Annotated in this window: 10 protein-coding genes; 2 read left to right on the forward strand and 8 right to left on the reverse strand. The window is 31.3% G+C overall.

Going from position 1 to position 19,306, the window contains the following annotated elements; all coding sequences use genetic code 11:
• Positions 1 to 162 precede the first annotated feature (162 nt).
• From EYW44_RS21090 to EYW44_RS21125, 8 genes are all read right to left on the reverse strand, one after another.
• Positions 163 to 588 (reverse strand): biotin/lipoyl-containing protein, encoded by a 426-nt coding sequence (locus tag EYW44_RS21090; protein WP_132727578.1) that lies wholly within the window; start codon positions 586 to 588, stop codon positions 163 to 165.
• Between the two features lie 17 nt (positions 589 to 605).
• Positions 606 to 1,223, reverse strand: coding sequence for an LIC13197/LIC10919/LIC10469 family protein (locus EYW44_RS21095; protein ID WP_132727581.1), 618 nt, complete (start codon positions 1,221 to 1,223; stop codon positions 606 to 608).
• Positions 1,224 to 1,392: 169 nt separating this feature from the next.
• Positions 1,393 to 3,651 (reverse strand): inorganic phosphate transporter, encoded by a 2,259-nt coding sequence (locus EYW44_RS21100; protein ID WP_132727583.1) that lies wholly within the window; start codon positions 3,649 to 3,651, stop codon positions 1,393 to 1,395.
• Between the two features lie 86 nt (positions 3,652 to 3,737).
• Complete coding sequence (locus EYW44_RS21105) at positions 3,738 to 4,625, reverse strand: metallophosphoesterase (RefSeq protein ID WP_132727586.1); 888 nt, start codon at positions 4,623 to 4,625, stop codon at positions 3,738 to 3,740.
• A 108-nt stretch (positions 4,626 to 4,733) separates the two neighbouring features.
• Positions 4,734 to 6,281: a DUF5689 domain-containing protein gene (locus tag EYW44_RS21110; protein WP_132727589.1), complete on the reverse strand. Its 1,548-nt coding sequence runs from the start codon at positions 6,279 to 6,281 to the stop codon at positions 4,734 to 4,736.
• 22 nt (positions 6,282 to 6,303) lie between these two features.
• Positions 6,304 to 9,066, reverse strand: coding sequence for a Plug domain-containing protein (locus EYW44_RS21115; RefSeq protein ID WP_132727593.1), 2,763 nt, complete (start codon positions 9,064 to 9,066; stop codon positions 6,304 to 6,306).
• 106 nt (positions 9,067 to 9,172) lie between these two features.
• Positions 9,173 to 9,889, reverse strand: a complete 717-nt coding sequence (locus tag EYW44_RS22380) for a hypothetical protein (RefSeq protein ID WP_165872295.1) — start codon at positions 9,887 to 9,889, stop codon at positions 9,173 to 9,175.
• Positions 9,890 to 10,472: 583 nt separating this feature from the next.
• Entirely contained in the window at positions 10,473 to 11,123 is a 651-nt protein-coding gene (locus EYW44_RS21125) for a porin family protein (RefSeq protein WP_132727596.1), read from the reverse strand.
• 390 nt (positions 11,124 to 11,513) lie between these two features.
• Here EYW44_RS21125 and EYW44_RS21130 point away from each other — a divergent pair, with 390 nt between their 5' ends.
• Together EYW44_RS21130 and EYW44_RS21135 are read left to right on the forward strand one after the other, a co-directional pair.
• Positions 11,514 to 12,566: an endonuclease/exonuclease/phosphatase family protein gene (locus EYW44_RS21130; RefSeq protein ID WP_132727599.1), complete on the forward strand. Its 1,053-nt coding sequence runs from the start codon at positions 11,514 to 11,516 to the stop codon at positions 12,564 to 12,566.
• A gap of 253 nt (positions 12,567 to 12,819) precedes the next feature.
• A complete protein-coding gene (locus tag EYW44_RS21135) occupies positions 12,820 to 19,296 on the forward strand; it encodes an endonuclease (protein WP_132727601.1) in 6,477 nt (2,158 codons plus the stop codon).
• Positions 19,297 to 19,306 lie beyond the last annotated feature (10 nt).

Here is a 19,306-nt window from a genome sequence, read left to right on the forward strand (position 1 = left end):
TCTACTTCAGATACAACGGAAAGTTTAAAACTCATCGTATAATCTTTCTGAGTACGTTTACGGTAAATATTGTCGTTCATAATGTTACATAATTGTGTAACGCTATTTCAGGACGAGACAGTTTTCAATAATAAAAAAGCTAAAAAGCACCATGGACTTTATTTAAGTAGTGGTGCTTTTTAGCTTTTTTATTTCGTTTATAATACCTTCATTAGATACATTATCAGGTAGACCAAGTGTGTAAATAATCTCTTCTCTTAGATTAAGATTCAGGCTTATTTGATTCATTTGATCAGAGATTAATTGAAAATCTTTTTTTGTGTTATTGAATAACTCATCTAATACTATGGTGTCAATTTCGCATACAGGAGTTCCAACGGTAATCTCTTGGTTTTCTTTCACAAAAATATCTTTTATGTAACCTGTTTTTTCTGAAGGAATTTCAATAGTTGCTTTATCGGTATCAAACTCATATAAAACATCTCCATTAACTACTTTATCACCTACTTTTACATGCCATTTTGTTATCATTCCTTTTTTTACTCCTTCTGAAATTAATGGAAGTAATATTTTAGTAGTATTTTTCATAGGTTATTCTTTTAAAATTAATCGATTAACATAATAGGAACTGACCATCTTTCATGTCTAGTCATTGTAACCCAAAATGGAGAACGGTTTTTTAAGATTGTTTCAATATCACTACCTTTTAATAGATTACATGTTTCGTAACCAATTTTGTAATTCCATATTTGAAAATAATCAGTAATTACATCTTTTACATGATTATTATGTTCTTTTATAATTGGTTTCATTTTTCTAACCAATTCGTTAATGGCAGTAGAAGTAGGGATTTCTGCAAAACTTTCATCAATTAAGTTCCCATGCTTTAGTTTTAATTCGATGCCAGGTAATTCTTCTGGACCAAGATCTGATTTTGATAAAGTTCCTTTAGATAAACAATGATCAAATCCATAAGCTAATGCAGAACCCGTTTCTCTTCCGGCATAATACCATTCAAAATCTAAGGCTTTTATAGATTCATTTTTAATACAATGTTGTAGTGCAGATTTGATACCTTTTTCAAAATCATTTTTAATTTCTTCTCTGGGCAAATTATCAAGTATTTCATCAGCTTTTTGTAATAACGATTCAAGTTGATTGTTTTTTAACCAATTTTTAATGCCATTTTCTCTTTTTAATATTCTTTTAGCAAATTTATCCATGTATTTGTAAAACGTAAAAATTTAGTTGTTCTTTTATAATTTAAATCTATAAAAAATATTCCATTTGAATTAAAGGTATTTAGTAGTCAAAAAAAGAAAGTGTAATAAAACAAAAAAGTGAGCCTTAGTAAAGCTCACTTTTTAAATGTTTTCTAATTATAGTAGTCTACTATATCGCATTAACCGATTTAGTACTAATATAAAATTCATTATAACTATCTAAAAGACTAATTAATCCTGAAACTAAATCTTGAGTTTCTAATAAAATACTAAAATATAAAGTAGTGTTTTTAGCACTTGTTTCGTCTGTTCGTATTCTATCAACTTGTCTTTCTATAGATTTAGAAACATCGTTCAATAATTCTTTCTTTTCATCTAAAATATTGATAAGATTATCAAATGATTTAGTTTCAAAAGTGTCGCTAATGTTTTGTAATAAATCAGTTAATGTATTGTCAATTGCTTTTAAATCTTTTAACTGCGACTTTTTTAAGTTCTTGTGATTATTGTTTACGTGATTAAATGTTGCCTTAGAAATATAACTAATAGATTGTGCAACATCTTGTAGGTAACCTAAAATTAAAATATAAAACTTACTTGCTTTTACTGAAGAATCATCTAAAGATTTGATAAAGTAAAACATACCATTCTTTAGAGCTTCAATTTCTTCGTTAAGCTTTAAAACATGCTTTTCTGTTTTTCTAAGTTTGTTTAAATCATGATTCGCTAAATCATTAACTACACTAGAGTATAATTTATTAACTCTTGTAGCTACATTACCAATATGACCCGAACTTTCTTCAATAACTTCATTAATAGAAATTAATTCAGCACGTTCTACAAACTGTTGTTCTTTTTTCTCTTTTTCCTTTTTAGAGTATTGTAAAGAAGTTCTAACAAGCATTCCTATTACTAACAATAAAAACACAGGAATCATTACAATATCCCAGCTAATTAAATAAGCAACAATACCTGCAGCAGTAAATGCTATGATTGCTGTTAAAAACCAACCACCAATTACATTTAATACCCCTGCAACTCTATATACAGCACTCTCACGTCCCCAAGCTCTATCTGCTAAAGATGTACCCATGGCTACCATAAAAGTTACATATGTAGTAGATAAAGGTAATTTCATAGAGGTTGCTATAGAAATTAAAATACTAGCCATTATTAAGTTTACCGCAGCTCTTACTAAATCAAAAGCAGGTAATTCATATGTTTTGTCTTTTGGTAATTTTACTACAGGTTTCTCAAATTTAGAATTGATAAACTTCTGTGTTTTTTCAGGGATTAAATAGTTAAAGCCCATGTTAGTAAACATTGCAGCTCTTACTACAATACGAGAAACATTGTTTGGTTTAAATTTTTCTTGACCATCACCTTGTCTAGATAAGTTAATACCAGTTTCTATAACCGCACGTGCTTTTTTAGATCTCCATAAAGTGATTACCATAATAGCACCAGCTACAAACAACAACAAAATGTTTGAAGGAACTTTCTTTGCTAAAATACCCATAGAAAATTCATTAGCAGGAAGGCCAGAAGCTTCCCAAGCATCATAAGAATTTAAGGCTGCAATTGGTACACCGATAAAGTTTACCAAATCGTTACCAGCAAAAGCCATTGCTAAAGAAAAAGTACCTATTGCTATGATAACTACCAATATGTTTGATTTTAATACTTTAATCAAAAAGTAAGATAAAGCAGACCAAAAGGCGAAACTACCAGCAATAATTCCAATAGAATTATTTTCAATAATATCTTTAATACTACCGTAAAATTGAGTTCCTTTTAAACCTTTTATAATGATAAAGTAAGTAATTGCTGTAATGGCAAAACCACCAAATAAAGCATTAATATATACAGGTCTTTTTTCAAAGTTAAATGAATAAATTAATCTAGAAAAGTACTGTACAATGGCACCTACACTAAAAGCTACAACTACAGAAATAACAATACCTAAAATGATTTCTGTTGCCTTTTTATCGTTAATGTACGACCAAATATCTGCGATTGTTTGAGTATCACTAGCTGAAATTTTAATTAAAGCAACAGCAACAGCAGCACCTAATAATTCAAATACAATAGATACCGTAGTGGAGGTGGGCATCCCCAGCGAGTTAAAAATATCGAGGAGGAGTATATCGGTAATCATTACAGCCATAAAAATGTACATGATTTCTTCAAACATGAACATGTTAGGATTAAAAATACCTTTTCTAGCTACCTCCATCATTCCACTAGAAGTTGCAGCCCCAAAGAAAACACCAACACTGGCAATAATCATAATGGTTTTAATTGGAATAGCTTTTGAACCGATTGCAGAATTTAAAAAGTTAACTGCATCGTTACTAACACCTACAACTAAATCTAATATTGCCAAGGCAGCCAACGCTACCAGCATTAAAATATAAGGATCTCCCATACCTCGTTACCTTCTAAGATGATTAAACTTGGCAAATGTATAAAACCTGCATTGAACTACGTTATGTAAATGTTATGAAATGCAATTTAATTAATGTAATCGTTGATCTTTTGGGGTTTTTCTAAGATTTCTTTAACAATTTGCATGGTTCCGTCTTCATGAGTAGTTAAAAACCATTTGATTAGCGTAATTTTATTGTTAGCTATTTCTATACCTGTAATGCATCTTGGGTGTACGCAACTGCCATTGTTAAAATAAGGTAATTCATTGGTGTCTGGGAATCTAGGTCTGTGGGTATGCCCTGCAATAATCATTTGGTTATTGTTATTTCTTATCCATTTTTCTATACGACGTTCTACTTTTAGTAATTCTTTAAAGTTTTGTGCCGGACTTGTTGGGTCTTTTACGCCAATTATTTGAAGAGGTTTCCATAAAAAACGAACTAAAAAACGACTCAATTTCCAAAATGAATAATTAAACCAATCAGCTTGATGTCCGTGTAATAAAAGAACAGATTGTCCATTGTCATTTTCTAAACGAATACTTTCAGAATATGAAGCATTAGGCATTAGTGTTACTTTTTCATTTGTAGCACTATCGTAAAAATAAGATAAGTTTTTAGTAATGTTTTTAGGATTTTTGTAATCCATATCATGATTACCCCAGATAAAAAACAGTTGGTTTTTGTCGTAAAATTGTTTTAAAATTAAAAAGGTGTCTTTGTTAGCATTAAAAATACTTTTGAAGGAATTTTCCCATAATTCATCACCATCTCCAAGTTCAATATATGTAAAACCATCTTTTAAATACTGAGTTAATGCGTAATTGTAAACTTTTTTATTTCTAGCAAAATCATCAGCAAAACTATTATCACCCCTATGACAATCAGAAAAAAGAATATACTTGCTCTCTTTGTTTAGAGGAAGTTTTTTAGCGTTTTTAAAAGCTCTTGATATTCTTTTATTCGTAGACATTTCTTTTCTTTAGATATGATAAAGATCAGAAAAAAGATTAATTTTTTAATAAAACCTCACAGATTTTTAAAATCTATGAGGTTTGTAATGTATAATGTTGGTTTTTTATTACTTAACAAGTAATTTAATGTTATCAATTTCATAAGTACCGTCGTTTTCTTCATCGCCACTACCAATGTATCTAAAGCCAATATAGGCAGTGCCATTATATGAAGATAAATCGATGTCACCAGAGCGAACCCAATTTTCAAAAGATTCTTTGTCGTGTGCAATACGAGCTGGTAGTTCTTCCCAAGTAGCAGTAACTATATGATCTGTAACACCATCCCAGTCAGTAGAAATTAAAACCTTTAAATCGCTATTATCAGAAAAGCTATTAGAAGATTCAAAAGAGAAAAACTCACTTTCAGAAGTATCTAAATCAATAGGCGGTGTTATAAACCAAGAAATGGTGCGATCATTTCTAGAAGCAAAAGAACCAATTTTTATGGCTCTACTACCCGTATCTTCATCGTCGTAAAGTTTAAACAACTTAGTTCCTTCCTGCTTAAAGTTAGTCCAGCCAGTTATATTAACATTACCTGTGCCTGTAGTATTTTCAAAATCTTCATCAATACTAGTAGTAAAAGTAGTTGCATCTAAAGTATTGCAAGCAGTATCATTAAAAACTACATCATCAAAACTATTTAAAACCAATACAAAAGTATCACCTCTAAAATCTCTGGTAACAATAGCTTCTAAAGAACCTCCACCAGAAGGTATTGAAACATTAGCAAATGAAGCAAAAGTGCTGGTTTCAATAAATGTTTTGTCTAAATGAAAACCATTACAGCTTAATATTTCTCGTTGAGTATCAAAATCATCATTAATGCTTACTATAGGTTTGTCAATCAATTCTTCGTTAAAAAATAAGTTTTCAATTCTTACCAAAGTACCTAAAGAATTATCGTCAATTTCAGGAATTTTAATAGTATTAGGTATAATAGTTTCGGTAACCTCAGATCGTAAAACTTGTTTTTCTAATTGACTAATAGATAGCACGTCAATTTCTTTAATATCGTTTAACTTCCTTTTTCCTCCAATAGCAATAATACCGTCGCCAGAATTGGTTTCACCAAGGTATAAATCTTTTAAATGAATGTATACTTCACGTCCTTTATTGTACTTGGTATAACTTTTTTGCAAACTAGAAGCAATTTTAATTCCACAGGTTGGATTTTCAGGAGCATCTTGAATGTATATTTCTTGAAAAAAGTTCTGATGCAAGTCTGAAGAAACCACATAGCCTTTTATCACATCATTTTTATCAATCAGTAAAGGAGCATCTCCTGAATTGAATCTTGATTTTAGATCTTTAATAGCAATCAAATTCCAAGAAGCATTATTTTGAATACTATCTAAAATAGCATTTAGTTTTAAGTTGGTTCTATTTTCAGAAGGAGTTGGAACGTCGAAGTTTTCATGCACGCATGAGGTGTTTAATAAAGTAGATGCAATTATTAAGAATATTGAAATACAGCGTAACAAAGAGACCTGTTTGTAGTTAAAATAAAACGAAGTAGTAATATTAAAGACGGATAGATTACTTTGAGTTTTTTTATCATTATTGTTTACAAAGTTTCTGATAATAAACTTTGTTATGAGTTGTTTTTTCATAGTTGAAATGTTTTTTCTTTTATTAGAATTTAAAATAAGTATTGAAGAAATAATTAGTACCTCTTCCGTACCAATATTTATTAGCAAATAGTCTTGTAGGGTTGTTAAAATCTTCTAGCAACGATTGAAAATCTCCGTTACGAGCTTGTTCAAAGCCACCAGTTTTGTATTGTTTATTTAAAATATTACTGATACCCAAAGTAAAGCCAATGTATTTGTTTGTTTTTCCAAGTCTCCACGATTTTCCACCAATAACATTTGCAGTTATGTACGAATCAAATTTTTCTTGTTGTAAATATTCTGTAGCTTCTTCGGTATTAAAATTATTAAAAGGCAATCCATCACTATCAGTAAATAAAGCATTACTTCTCATAACAGGGCTCACACTTGCAAAAGCATCGTCAAAATAATTACCAGTTAAACTTATCCACCAATATTCAGGATCACGATATTCAAAACCTACAGAATATGTTTTTTGAGGACCAGTAGGTAATCGATAGTTTTTTAAATACGTTTTTCCAAAGTTTTTAATACCGTTATCAAAACCTTCGTTTTGTGTAGTCTCTGTGTTTTCTGTTGAAAATTGAACATTGCTAGGATTGTTACTATAAATGTAATGTCCAAAATTAGCAGCACCTTTTAATTGTAAAGAAGGAGTAATTTTAAATTCAATTCCCAATTCAGCACCCATATGCTTTTTATCGATTCCTGTAACTGTTTCCTGAACAAAAGCTTCAGCTGCTGCAAGTTGAGAAAAGAAAAAGTTAGTTTCGGTATCATTATTTATAGCAGCATAATATCCTGTAATTTTTGCATTCACAATAGGTGTACGAGCAATGTAACTAGCATCAGCAATAAAAATAAGTTTACTACTTAAAAAGTCAGTGATTAAATTACTGTTGCGTATTTGATTAAAAGTGTTTCTTATGGTAGGAGCTTTGGTAAGATATCCAATATTAGTATCGAGTAAATGTCGTCCAGAAATTTTGTAAGTCAATCCAGACTTGGCTCCAAAGTTTAAAAAGCCTTGTTGTGCTGAGTTTCCTAGAGAATTGTTGGTAAACTGACCACTTTGATATAATCCTTTTCTTTGGTACGAAGTTGAAGAAACGTTTGCAGCTACATAAAAGTCGATGTTTTTTAAATGTACTTCTACTTGCGTAAAAGCTTTTATAACCGAAGAGTGTATTTGGTAATTGTATTTAAAAGTATCACCAGTGTTAACAATTCTATCAGGATTTAATAAGTTGTTTTGTCTTTCAGGGGTTCCAATTTTACCAAAACCATTCACGTCTAAATACCCATTAGTACTACCAAGTACATCTAATACATGAGCAAACCGACTTGAAACTTCATTTTTGTACGCTATTTTCCCTGTAATTAAAAGACGATTGTTTAATGTGGCGTTTAAAATGGTGTTTATATTAAGTGTGTTGTTATCTTCTCTATCTTCATATAAAACATAAGCAGCATTAATACCTTGTTCATTATTGGTAAGGTTGGAAGTATATATGTTATTCCAATTAATTTGTCCGTTATTTAAAAAGTCCTGCTCAGCTTCATATGCTTTTGCTAAATCATCTTTAGCTAGCCAAAAACTAGGTAAGTTTCTAAACTGAGTCGGATTTGGATTGGCGCCTCCATTAAAATCTATTCGACTACGACCAATTTTACCAAACTGATAAGAAATATTTGTATTTGAACGAATGTTTTTGTTTGGTTTCCAAAAGTGATTTAGCATAAAAATGGGTTCGCTTACTTCTTTAACTTTAGCGTTTCTAATATTACCGTTTTGATATCCCCAATTAGGATTGTATTGAATTCCTTTTAAATCGAAAACTTCTTGAGTGTTAGGAGAATTTCCGCCACGTTTGTTTGTAGTAATAAAAGAAGTGAGGTTTATACTGTGATTGGAGTTGAATATTTTTTCTATAGATGCAAAGAAAGAATTGGCGTTGTAAAAAGTACCGTCAATAAAACCTTTATTACCAATTCTATTACTTGCAGAAACAGCAAAAGCCCATCCGTCTTTTAAAATTCCAGAAGCATAAGTCCCCATTGTTCTATGGCGATAACTTCTGTTAGATGAAGCATATGAAATTCTAGTACCTTTGCTGTATTTAGAAGCTCTAGTATCTATATTAGTTGCTCCTAATACTCCACCAAAAGAAAAACTAGAAGGAGCCAGCCCATTGGAAAATTCTTGATTTCTTAGTACATCATTCAAACCACCCCAATTGCTCCACTCTGGTCTTCCTGAATCTAATTTATTCATTGCTACACCATTTATAAGAAGCGTTGCATTGTCAGAGTCTAATCCTCTAATTTTATAAAATGAAGGACTCCATTCAAAAGCTGCAGTTTTAATATATACGTCTCTTGATGATTGCAGTAAACCAGAAATATTATCAGCAATATTAGCGTCATCATTCAGCTCATCATCAGTAATGGTAATAATACTTATTTCTTGATCTTCTAGTATTTGGACTTTTTGCATAAAAATAGCCCCTAAATCAATAGTGCTGCCAGATAATTTTACAGGATAGTTTTGATTTTCATAGCCTTCTTTTTTAATCATTACCATCAATTTTCCATTAGGTAAGTCTTTAATTAAAAAAATACCATTTTCATTTGTGTTGTAAGTGTTGTTGTTAACAGTAATATTTACCTTATGTATTGGTTTTTCTGATATATAATCTTTTATAATTCCTTTAATGGTATTTTGAGCCAATACCCTAGCAGGTATTACAATATATATTAGTATTGTTAATAATATCTTTTTCATAGTTTATTATGTAAATAAAAGAATAGTGCACTCAGAAACCTCACAGGTTATCAGTATCTGTGAGGTTTTATTCTTTTAAAAATGAATAATACTTAGTGCGTTTTAATTAAATAACTAAGCCTTTAATTTGCTTGTATTCGTTAGAGTTTAAACCGTACTGCGCCTTTACAAAGTTTTTGATACTTTGAGTTTGTTCATGAAGTTGATCAAATAATTCTTGACGCTTGTTAATAATGGGTTTTAATATACTTAAAGATACATCTACAGTATTGTTTTTAGCTTCAGCTTCGGTAGCTAATTCATTTAAAGACTCAACAGATATTAAAGTGTTTGGAGGTGCATAGCTTTCACCGTAACTAGCAATAATATCAACAATATTTTTAAAGTTTGCCAACCTACTAGCATAAGTACGTTCAATTAAACTAATAGAAGAAGTTTCACTTTCATTGTTAGTTAAAATTTTACTAGTCTTTTTAATGTGTCCTCTAATTTTGTTGACAGCAGTGCTTACCTGTTTTAATTCGGTACTGTTTTTACCTTTTAAAGCTTCAATAAAAGTACGAATAGGAGAGAGTCGTTTTTCTAACGAATCACTATTTTCCGTAAACACTTTTTTACGTTCGTAGGTTTTAGTAGTGTAGTCAGATTTTGCAGTATTGTACTGCTTTTGTATGTTTTCTATACTAGTAATAGTAGTTGCTAATATTAGTACAGAAGCATTTTTAGTTGGTGCTACATAATCAGTATAACTACTTAAAATAGTTTGTAGCGTTTTAGCCTTGCCAAGTCTGCTGGCAAAGGAACTTTGAGATTTTGAACTCATAGACAATTTAGATTTACAATTTTGGTTAAAGGTATGTTTTTTATTTGAAAATTTATTGTTGTTAACTAAAAATTAGTGATTTAATTGTAATAGTATTAATGAGATAGCTATTGTTGTTAATAAGGGAGCTGTGCTAGTTAAAGCTTTTAACATTGTAGGAAATAAGGGGTGAATTGAGCATGCTAAGGAAGCCATTGTAGGCGATGAGGAAGCGATTGAGCAAGCTGAGGAGAGGATTGCAGGCTTCTAAATTTTAATTGTTGAGTTCTTGTTTTTTAGTGTAAGTGATGAGGAGAGCGTGTTGTGTACAAAGTTTTAGCGATTTTAAGTTTTAGTAAGGAAGTTAGTAGAATAGTTTAGCAGAGTAAAGCTATTGTTGAAGAAAATAAATAAGTTGAATTTAATTAATATAATATTTTAGACTGGATTAATGTGAAGTTTTAGTTTTACTATAAGAGAAAACAATATTACTGTGTTAAAAAGATCTTTAATTGAAGAGAAGTCCTTGATTGTTTAAAACAAAAGCGACAATATTCTAAAAATATTGTCGCTTTTATATGCTATTTATATGTGTATAAATATTTTATAAAGTAAATTCCCAGCCTATAATTAAGTTTAAAGAATTTGTTTTATACGAGACAAATTTACTAATGCTAGTTAAACCTAAATTATCTCTAATTTCTATAATTAAATTGTTTTTAGTATCCATAGAAAACTTTTTACCTACCCCTAAAGAGACTCCAAAATCAAAGTTTGTCATTCTATCCGTAAAATCTGCAGTTGTTTCATCAGGAAAAGTATCTTCTAGTTTAATTAAATAACCAAGAAACGTTCCTCCGTTAATGAAAAATGGATTTTTAGAGTTTCCAAATTCATACTTAAGTAAAATAGGTAATGTTATAAAACTAGCATTAGTAATAGTTTTAGAGTTTTTGTATGAAAAAAAGTTTTGTTGTATAGAAGAAGGAATATTTCTACTATCTTTTTTGCTTTCGTAATTCAATTCTACTTTTAAAGACAAATTGTTTGAAAAATAATAATTAGAACTAATACCAGTAATAAATGAAAATTCAGAGTTCTTAAGATTCTCTGAATCAGGAAATGCTTCTTTTTCTCTTAAAGAAGAGTAGTTTAGTCCACCATGTACTCCAAAAGTGATTCTTTTTTGAGCGTTTATTTTATTAAAGAATAAAATAGAGATAAATAATAGCTTGGCTATCTTTTTAGTTTTCATAAATAATTTATTTTTTGCAAAAGTATAAAAAAGAAGTACAACTAAAGTCAAAGAAAGAAAAGGTTGTTTCTATAATGTTACCTACGAATATAAAGTAGGGGGCTTTTTTTAAAAAAAATAAAAACTGATGATGAATTTTGGGAATTAAATTCTATTAATAAAACTAAATTCAAGCGTTAGGGATTGCAGTATTTGTTGGAGCTCTTAAAAAAGTATGCATATACATTTTTAAAGCGACTGCGTAAAGCCCGACCCTTGGGTAACGCCCAAATAATAGTGCTTATATTTGAAGAATATTGCGGAATTGGTAAAATAACCATTAAAAAAAAGCATATCTATTATTTAATAAACTAGTTTTGCAATCCTTTTGAAAATATAAAACTATTACATATGAGAAATTCGATCTTTATTTTAGTACTTTTATTTACAAGTATTTCTGTATTAGGTCAAAAAGAATATGATATAAGAACAATAGCTTTTTATAATCTAGAAAACTTATTTGATACTATTAATAATGTAGAAAAAGACGATGAGTATAGCCCAATTATGCAAATGAAAGAAAATAGATCTAAAGTATATTGGGATAAAGTAGCTAATTTATCAACAGTATTAGCACAAATTGGAGAAGAAAAAACAAAAACAAGTCCTGCATTAATAGGAGTATGTGAAGTAGAAAATAAAACAGTGTTAGAAGATTTAGCTAAAACTGAAAAGTTAAAAGGTGAAAACTACGGAATTATTCATGTAGATTCTCCTGATAAGAGAGGTATTGATGTAGCTTTAATGTATAAAACGGCTTATTTTAAACCTGTACATTACGAAGTGTTTAATCCGAATATTTATGATAACAATGAAAAAGTATATACTAGAGATATACTTTGGGTTTCTGGACATTTAGATGGTGAATTGATTCATATTGTTGTAAACCACTGGCCATCGAGAAGAGGGGGAGAAGTAAAAAGTAATCACAAAAGAGAAAAGGCAGCTTATAAAGTAACAAAGGTTATAGAAAAAATAAGAAGTACCGATGCCAATGCTAAGATTTTAATTATGGGTGATTTTAATGATAATCCAACTAACACTAGCTTTAAAGAGGTATTAAAAACAAAAGGAGATAAGAAAGAGATTACTGATTTAGATATGATGTACAATCCTTATGAAGAAATGTTTAAAAACGGATTAAATACATTACGTCACGGAAAAGAGTTGCATGTATTTGATCAAATTATATTTTCGGCACCATTATTACAGAAAAGTGAAGCGCATAAAAACTACAAGCGTTATAAAGTATTTAAATCGGGAATTTTTAATAAAAGTTTTTTAACACAACAAACGGGTAAGTATAAAGGATTTCCTTATAGAAGTTTTGTGAGAGGAAGATTTACAGGAGGTTATAGTGATCATTATCCGGTTTATACATATTTAATTAGAGAAGCTAAATAGTATAAAAACAAAAAAGTCTTTTAAAATTAGTTAAAAATAAAAGTGGTATTGTAAAGATGTAAGAGGTATCTTAATCTTAACAATACCATTTTTATTATAATATTTACTATTTTATATGGTAGCTATATGGTGTATATTATTGATTTTAACTGCTTTTTACATGTAAAGTTTACATTCACCTAACAATTACCTAACATGCAAGGTGTCGTAAGTGCTTATTTTTGTTCGGTTTAATTAACAGAATATATCAAACATGGACAAAAACTTCTTTAAAAAGCAAATATTGGGGGTTGCTTTTTTATTGATGTCTGTTAGTGTGTTGGCACAAGTTCCGGCTTATTATAACGGAACCGACATAACTAAAACAGGTCAAGAATTAAAAACTAATTTAGCTGTACTTATACAGCAAGGAACTACAGGATCGTATACACCTGGTGTATGGGATGCTTTACGACAAACAGATTTAGATCCTACAAATCCTAACAACGTATTACTAATTTATGGATATAGTGATGCAGATGGAAATCCGACTACGGATAGAACAAGGGATAAAAATAGTAACGGAGGTAATAACGGAACCGACTGGAATAGGGAGCATACGTATCCTAGATCGTTAGGAAGCCCTAACTTAGGATCGTCAGGACCAGGGGCAGATGTTCATCATTTAAGATCTTCTGATGTTCAAATGAATTCAAATAGAGGAAACAGACCTTACATAGATGTTGCTGGTGGAGGAAATGCCAGAGCTTTTAATAGTGGTTGGTATCCTGGTGATGAGTGGAAAGGTGATGTTGCACGTATGATGATGTATATGTATTTACGTTACGGAAATCAGTGTAGAATGACTACTGTTGGTATTGGATCAGCTACTTTTAATGCAGAAATTCCTGATATGTTTTTACAATGGAATGCTGAAGACCCGGTATCTCAGTATGAAATTAATAGAAATGTAATAGTTGAAGGAATTCAAGGAAATAGAAATCCGTTTATAGATAATCCTGCTTTTGCTACTTCAATTTGGGGAGGACCACAAGCAGAAGATAGATTTAATAGTTCAACAACACCAGATGATGAGGTGCCAACTACACCAACAAATTTAGCAGCTTCAAATATTAAAACTGCTGAGGTAACATTATCATGGAATGCAGCAACTGATAATATTGGTGTAATAGCATATCAAGTTTTTCAAGATGGAAATCAAGTAACAGCTGTTACAAGTACTAATTATACAGTTACAGGTTTAACTGAAAATACTACGTATAGTTTTAGTGTAAGAGCAGTAGATGCAGCTGGTAATGTATCTGCAAATAGTAATGCAATAAGTGTTACTACTTTAGAAGATACTGTAATTACACCACCAACAGATGGTGATTTTATAGCTTTTCAAGGATTTGAAACGGATGATACTTGGAGTTACACTCTTTCGCCAGTACCTTGTACTCAAGGAACTGATGTTTGGGACATTGTTTCAAGCTTAGGTCCTATTAGTACACCAAAAGCAGGAAGTAACTTTTTTGGAGTGCAAGATTTAGACGGAAATTGTGGTACTTCAGTAGGAGGAACGATTTCTTTTGATGCAGTAGATGTTTCGGCTTTTGATGATGTGCAACTTTCTTTTTCGGTAAATGTTAGCGGATTTGATGTTAGTAATGGAGATACTATTGCTTATCAAACAGTTTTTGATGGTCAACCACAAGTAGAAAAAACAATCACAGTTGGTAGTCCGTATAGTACAAACGGATGGGAAGCTGTTACAGTAAGTGTACCAAACACAGTAAATACAGTAGCTTTAGTAATAAGTGTAAAGCAAAATGGAGGAAGTGATTATGCCGGTTTTGATAATATAAGTTTAGTAGGTACATCTGCAGCAGCAAAACCAGCAGCGCCAACAAATGTATCAGCATCTAATATTACTACTTCTGAGGTTACTTTATCTTGGGATGCTTCTACAAGTAATGTAGCAAGTTATAATGTTTTTCAAAATAATACTCAAATTAGTTCAGTAGCAGTAACTAATTATAGAGTTACAGGTTTAACTGAAAATACTACCTATAGTTTTAAAGTAGTGGCTGTTGATGCAGCAGGAAATACATCTGATGATAGTAATGTAATTAGCGTAACTACTTTAGAAGATGTAGTGACACCACCTACAGGTGGAGATTTTATCGTTTTTCAAGGGTTTGAAACTGGTGATTCATGGAATTATACAGTTTCTCCGGTAGCTTGTAATGATGGTGGAAGTGATGTTTGGGATGTAGTATCTAGTGTAGGAAGTATTAGTTCAGCAAAAACAGATACTAACTTTTTTGGAGTAAGAGATTTAGAAGGAAATTGTGGAACTTCAGCAGGAGGAACAATTTCTTTTGATACTGTAGATGTTACTAGTTTTGAAAGTGTACAACTTTCTTTTGGTGTAAATGTAGTTGGTTATGATGTTAGTAATGGAGATACAATTTCATACCAAACTGTTTTTGATGGACAGCCTCAAGCGGAACAAGTAATTACAGTAGGTAGCCCATACAGTACTAACGGATGGGAAACTATTACTGTAAATGTGCCAGATACAGTAAGTGCTGTAGGTTTGGTAATTAGCGTAAAACAAAATGGAGGTAGTGATTATGCAGGTTTTGATGATGTAAATGTTACAGGAACTCCTATTGCTACTACACTAAATGTTTTAATTAACGAATTAGATGCAGATACAGCTGGTACCGATACACAAGAGTTTGTTGAATTGTTTGATGGTGGTACTGGTAATACTTCTTTAGACGGATTAGTGTTGGTTTTTTACAATGGATCAAACAATCAAAGTTATAGAACAATTGATTTATCTGGGCAAACAACAAATGCCGAAGGGTATTTTGTAGTAGGTAACCAAGATGTGCCAAATGTAAATATTGTAATTCCAAGTAACGGATTACAAAACGGAACAGATGCAGTGGCTTTATTTAGTGGTAACGTAGCAGATTACCCTAATGGAAGTGCAGTATCAACAGATAATTTAGTAGATGCTGTTGTATATGATACCAATGATGGAGATGATGCTGAGTTGTTAGTATTGTTAAATGCTGGAGAACCTCAGTTAAACGAAGGTGAATTAGGTGATAAAGATGGACATTCATTACAAAGAACACCAAATGGTGCTGGTGGTGCAAGAAACACAAGTTCATTTTCGCAATTAGCTCCAACACCAGGTACAGAAAACGGAGTGGTAATAGTACCACTTCCTAATATTTTAATTAACGAGTTAGATGCAGATACCGCAGGTACCGATACACAAGAGTTTGTTGAGTTGTATGATGGTGGTACTGGTAACACTTCTTTAGACGGATTGGTATTGGTTTTTTATAACGGATCTAACAATGAGAGTTATAATGCAATTGATTTATCAGGGCAAACAACTAATGCAGAAGGATATTTTGTAGTAGGTAACCAAGATGTGCCAAATGTAAATATTGTAATTCCTAGTAATGGATTACAAAACGGAGCAGATGCAGTGGCTTTATACTTAGGTAACGTAGCTGATTATGCCAATGGTAGTGCAGTATCTACTGACAATTTATTAGATGCAGTTGTGTATGAAACCAATGATGGAGACGATGCTGAATTATTAGTGTTATTAAATGTAGGAGAGCCTCAATTGAATGAAGACGAGCTTGATAATAAAGATGGTCATTCTTTACAACGTTTACCGAATGGAGCAGGAGGTGCAAGAAATACAAGTTCTTTTACTCAATTTGCCCCAACACCTGGTACTGCTAATGAAAAACCAGTTGTAATTCCTACTAATTTAGTAATTAATGAGATTGATGTTGATACTTCTGGTACTGATACGCAAGAGTTTATTGAATTGTATGATGGTGGTACTGGTAATACTTCTTTAGATGGTTTAGTCTTAGTTTTTTACAATGGTTCAAATGATGCTAGTTACAATGCAATTGATTTATCAGGTAACACTACTAATGCAGAAGGGTATTTTGTAGTAGGAAATCAGGAAGTACCAAATGTAAATTTAGTAGTTTCAAATAATGCATTACAAAATGGAGCAGATGCTGTAGGTTTATATGTAGCTAATGTTTCTGATTTTGCTAACGGTACATCTGTAACTACTACAAACTTAATAGATGCTGTTGTATATGATACCAATGACGATGATGATGCTGGGTTATTAGTATTGTTAAATGCTGGTGAACCTCAATTAAATGAAGATGAGTTAGGTGATAAAGACATTCATTCTTTACAACGTTCGCCAAATGGTTTAGGAGGACAAAGAAATACAAGTTCATTTACAGTATTACGTCCAACGCCAGGAGCAGAGAATGCAGATGTAGTTACAGAGCCAACTGAAATTATTAGTATTGCTGAGGCTAGAAATAAAGTAGAAGGAGAAAAAGTAATTGTTACAGGAGTATTAACAGTTTCTGATCAGTTTAGAGGTTCTGCTTATCTTCAAGATGCAACTGGTGCTATCGCTATTTTTGATGAGCAAGTATATGGTGAAAATGTTTTCCAAATAGGAGATTCTATTACAGTAAAAGGTAGAAGAAGTGCTTTTAATGATCAGGTTCAGTTACAAAATATTACAGAGGTTGTTAATAATGGATTGCCAAATAGACCAATAACTCCAAAAGAGATTACTTTAAGTGAATTAGGGAATCATCCAGGAGAATTAGTAAAGGTGTTGAATCCGAATTTCCCAAGACCTACTGATATTTTCTTCGGGAATGCAAATTATGAGTTAACAGATGCTAGTGGAAACGGGCAGTTACGTATTGATTTAGATGTAACAGAAATTGTTGGTTTAGCTCAACCATCGTCTTGTAATGAGGTAATTGGTGTTGTGGGAAGATTTTTAGAAACGTATCAATTATTACCAAGACAGCGAAGTGATATTTCTTGTGCTAATGAATATACTTTACCTCCGTTCCCAATTAATGATGTATCAAAAGAAAATACTTTAGATATTGTTACTTGGAATATAGAATGGTTTGGTGATGAAGAAAATTCTCCAGCTACAGGAAATGAAAACTCAGATCAAATTCAGAAAGAAGGTGTAAAAACTGTTATAGAAGGATTAGATGCTGATGTAATTGCTGTGCAAGAGATTGTTGATGTTCCTTTATTTACAGAGTTAATTAACGAGCTACCAGCATATGACTTTATACTTTCTGATGCAGTTTCTCGTCCAACTTCAAATGATGGAGCAACTCAAAAAGTTGGTTTTATTTATAAAAAATCAACAGTAAATGTAAAGAAAACAGAAGCTTTATTAAGATCAATTCATCCACTTTACAATGGAGGAGATGATTCTGCTTTAGAAGGATATCCAGCCGATAGAAATAGATTTTTTGCAACAGGAAGATTGCCATTTTTAATGACAGCAGATGTAACTGTTAATGGTGAAACTGAAGAGTATAATTTTGTGGCTTTACATGCAAGAGCTAATAGAGGAACTGATGCGCAAGCAAGATATGACATGCGTAAATACGATGTTGAAGTATTAAAAGATTCTTTAGATACTAGATTTGCTACTGATAATTTAGTGTTATTAGGAGATTATAATGATGATGTAGATGAAACTGTTGTAGCTAGTTCGGTAAGTAATAGTGCTTCTACGTATGATTTATATGTAAGAGATACTGTAAATTATAATATTGTTACTACTTCATTAACGAATAGAGGATATAGATCATTTGTGTCTTCAGAAAATATGATTGATCATATTGCTATTTCAAATGAATTAGAAGATAATTACTTACAGAATTCGGAGATTGTACATTATGAGTTTTATAATAGTACATATCCTCGTACTACCTCAGATCATTTCCCTGTTTCAGTTCGTTTACAATTAAAAGAATTAGAAATAGGAGAATTAATAGTATCTGATGTTAGTTGTAATGGAAGTAATGACGGAGCTGCTTCTGTACTAGCGTTTAATGGAGTAGCGCCATATACTTATACTTGGAGTAACGGAGCTACTAGCGAAACAGTTACTGACTTAGCTGTTGGTACTTATTACGTAACAGTAACGGATGCTGTAGGTATTACAATTACTAAAGATTTTGTAATTCAAGAACCTACTAAAATGGAAGTGTCAGTATCTGAAAACGCTACTGTATACAACTATGGAGATGAGTCTTGTACAGATATAGAAGTTCTTTCGGTATCAGGTGGTCAAGCACCATATTCTTATGAATGGAGTAATGGAGCAACATCAGAAACAATTCAAGTTTGCCCTGAAGAAAGCACCACATATACTGTAGTTGTTACAGATGCTAATGGATGTAGTGTTTCTAAAGAGGTAACTGTTGAAGTTGAAAATATTATTTGTGGAGGTGTTGGTTTCTTTAAAACAGTACAAATGTGTTTTAGAGGAAGAGAAAGATGCGTTCCTGAATTCTTAGTACGTCATTACTTAAGAAAAGGAGCTACTTTAGGATCATGTGGAGATGATAATGCTAATGTTTTTGAAATTTCAGGAATGAGAGTATATCCGAATCCATTTGTAAGAAACTTAAAAGTAAGTTTTGAATCTACAGGAGAAGGAACAGCTGTAGTTTCTTTATACAGTATTTTTGGCGGAAGAAAAGTATTCTCAGAAGAAGTAGAAGTTGTTGAAGGTGTTAATAAATACCACTACAACTTAGGGAATTTAAGAAGAGGTGTATATTTTATGAAGATATTTGTTGATGGTAAAAAACAACAAGTGAAGCTTCTTATTAAGAAATAATATAATACCA

Source organism: Tenacibaculum sp. M341 (assembly GCF_004337695.1).
In the GTDB taxonomy this organism is placed as follows: Bacteria; Bacteroidota; Bacteroidia; order Flavobacteriales; family Flavobacteriaceae; genus Polaribacter.